Consider the following 2,840-nt stretch of genomic DNA (forward strand, 5'->3'; position numbering starts at 1 on the left):
CGGGAACACAATCTGCCAGAATGTTCTCCAAACCCCACAGCCGTCTACTCTTGCCGCTTCTTCCAGTTCAAATGGAACGGTAGAACTGATAAAGCTTTTAATTAAAAAGATAGAGAACGGAAGGCTGTAACAAATTTCTATTAGAATAATCCCCGTGAAGGTATTCATAAGCCCAAGCTGGGCTACCTGTTTATAAAGTGCTAAGATCCCCATTTGGTATGGTACCATCATCCCAACCATGAATAAAAGGAACACGATCCGATTGAAGTGATTAGTACGTCGTATCAAGCTGTAAGCAGCCATCGCAGAAAAGATTACAATACCCGCAACAGAGGAAATCGTAATGATAAGGTTGTTTCCTAACACATGAAAATAGTTCATTGCCTTAAAGGCACGAATGTAATTGTCGAACGTGATGTTAACTGGAAGGCCAAGCGGTTGAGAGACCGCATCAGCTGGCGTCTTAAGTGTTGTGATGATCAAGTAGTAAACTGGGATCATAAAAATCACCGCTAAGACGAGCATAAGAATTTCCGTGACAGCAGTTTCCTTAGTATATCGATTCATGATTACCGCCGCTCCCACATCTTGATTAGTGAAATGTGAATAAAGGTGATGATGCCTACGAGGATAACGAAGACGATACCGAATGCGGCTCCGTAGCTATAGAACCCTTCACTGAGCCCTTTCTTGATCATGAGTGATACGATCGTTTCCGTAGAATACCCCGGACCACCACCAGTCAAGGCATAAACAATATCAAATACCTTCATGCCGTTTATCATCCCCATAACCGTGTTGAAAGTGATCGCCGGAAGCAGTAGAGGAAGTGTGATATAGCGGAACATTTGCAGCCCACTCGCTCTGTCAATCTTCGCCGCTTCGTAATAATCTGTTGAGATGCTCTGCAAGTTGGCCAAATAAATAACCATTGTGTAACCAACCCACTGCCATACGGAGACAAGGATAACCGAATAAAGTGCAAGATGAGGATCTCCGAGAAAATTGATGCGTTCAAAACCAAGAGCGACTACAAGCTGATTAATCAAGCCAAAGTCGGAGGGAGAGTACATAAAATTCCAGAGAAAACCGATAACCAATACGCTGAACACCGCAGGAAGGAAGAACGCAGCTCGCAGCAGATTTTTTGTTTTTAATTTTTTATTAAGAAACACCGCTAATGGAATGGCTAGTATATTCTGTCCAAGCATCGCAAGTACCGCATAGATTAAAGTGTTTCTAATACCTGTCAAATAGATTGAATCTTTAAATAAAGCAATATAATTGTCTAGACCAACAAATTTGACAGCAACCGGATGCACATCCGACCAGTTTGTAAAGCTGTATAAAGCGGTCTTTATCGTCGGAAATATGAAAAAGGTACAATAAATAAGTAAGGCGGGAAGCAAAAGCAGAACATAATTGATCTCTCGTTTGAAAATGTTTGGTTTGTTCATGTGCAACAACCTTTAGCATTTAGGATGTACAAGAGGCAAATCGCTTTGCCCCTTGTATTTTATATTCGGCCTACTTAGATTTCTCCAGCAGTTCAGTTGCTTTCTTATCTACCGCTTCTAGTACTTGATGAGGCGTTTTGATACCAGCTATGAGTTCTTGAATACCTTTTCCCAGATCTGTGAAAGCAGCAAAAGCAACGCCCCAATTATTAACAGGGAACATAACATTGCCCGCCTTGAAAGCTTCTTGAGCACCGTTATATTCAGCTGGCATTTCAAAAGTAACGCCTTTCAAGAAAGATGAACCGCCTTTATTATCGGCCCAGTAAGCATACTGGCCTTCTGGTGTGGATAACAGATCAAGCACCTTGTACGCCGCATCTTTGACTTCGGACTTCGCATTCAAACCAAACGATACTCCGGGACCGCCTACCATCCAACCCGGGCCGCCTTTCGTGCCCAGGTTCGGGAACATATCAATCTTCATGTTTGGCGCTTTTTGCTTAAAGGTTTCCATGTACCAAGGCCCTGCTTGGAACATAGCTGCCTTGCCGCTTGTAAACTCGTCTATGGCTTGTTCTTCTTCAAGCCCAAGCATATCTTTGGTGAAGATATCGCGTTTCAAGTATTCAGTCCATGTTGTCAAAGCAGGCTCCAGCGCATCGGCTATTTTCGCGGTTCCTTTACCAAAATCGTTATTCCATTTTTTCCCTTCCTCTGTGCCGATAAAATCATTTAATGCCAAACCGAGGAAGGACTGGCCTGCGACGTTAGGATTCTTTAGACCGATCGCTTGGGGTTTGATGCCATTCTTCTTCAGCACATCCGCTACTTGGAAGTACTCATCAAGCGTTGTTGGTACTTCCAAGTTATATTTGGTGAATAGTTCAACGTTATAGAAAACCCCGTTGAACCAACTCGCTTGCGGCAACCCATACAGTTTATTATCAAATGTTACAGTGGACGTGCCGGTTTCATAATACTTGCTAGCGTAGCGTTCTGTTAAATCTTCGAAGTAACCTGTTTTGACAGTATTAGCATCAATTATTCCACCGATAATGTCAGGACCTTCGCCTGCTGCAAGTTGTGTTTTGATGACATCTGCGTAAGTCTTGTTATCGATGAACTGATACTCCACATCTACATCGGGAAGTTTATCTTTGAATAATTGCAGTAGTGTCTTTACACTGTCTTCTTTGTTCCAATACGATAATCTGACTTTCACTTTCTTTACCGGTTCTGGATCCTTTGTTTCTTTCGTATCGGTTGTATTCTTCGCAGTTGCATTTCCCTTTGTGCTGCTATTCTCCGTACTGTTCTTACCGCAGCCTGTAAATAGGATCGTGAAGGCGAGTATAGCGATAGCGGAGACAAACCATGTTC

Annotated in this window: 3 protein-coding genes; all 3 read right to left on the minus strand. The window is 42.7% G+C overall.

Annotated features, from left to right (window positions below; all coding sequences use genetic code 11):
* Window positions 1-567: carbohydrate ABC transporter permease (locus tag AC1DSE_RS33800; RefSeq protein WP_477528962.1), on the minus strand; the 567-nt coding region annotated here is incomplete at its 3' end.
* A 2-nt stretch (window positions 568-569) separates the two neighbouring features.
* Window positions 570-1,457 carry a carbohydrate ABC transporter permease gene (locus AC1DSE_RS33805; protein WP_441883122.1) on the minus strand — a complete coding sequence of 296 codons (888 nt, stop codon included), beginning with the start codon at window positions 1,455-1,457 and terminating at the stop codon, window positions 570-572.
* Between the two features lie 70 nt (window positions 1,458-1,527).
* Window positions 1,528-2,840 (minus strand): ABC transporter substrate-binding protein (locus tag AC1DSE_RS33810; RefSeq protein ID WP_477528963.1); only part of this gene is annotated, 1,313 nt, incomplete at its 5' end.

The organism is Paenibacillus sp. 01L418 (genome assembly GCF_056400045.1).

Excerpts from the sequence above, each read along its gene's own strand:
- AC1DSE_RS33805 (WP_441883122.1), bottom strand. The coding sequence starts at position 1,457 with ATGAACAAACCAAACATTTTCAAACGAGAGATCAATTATGTTCTGCTT.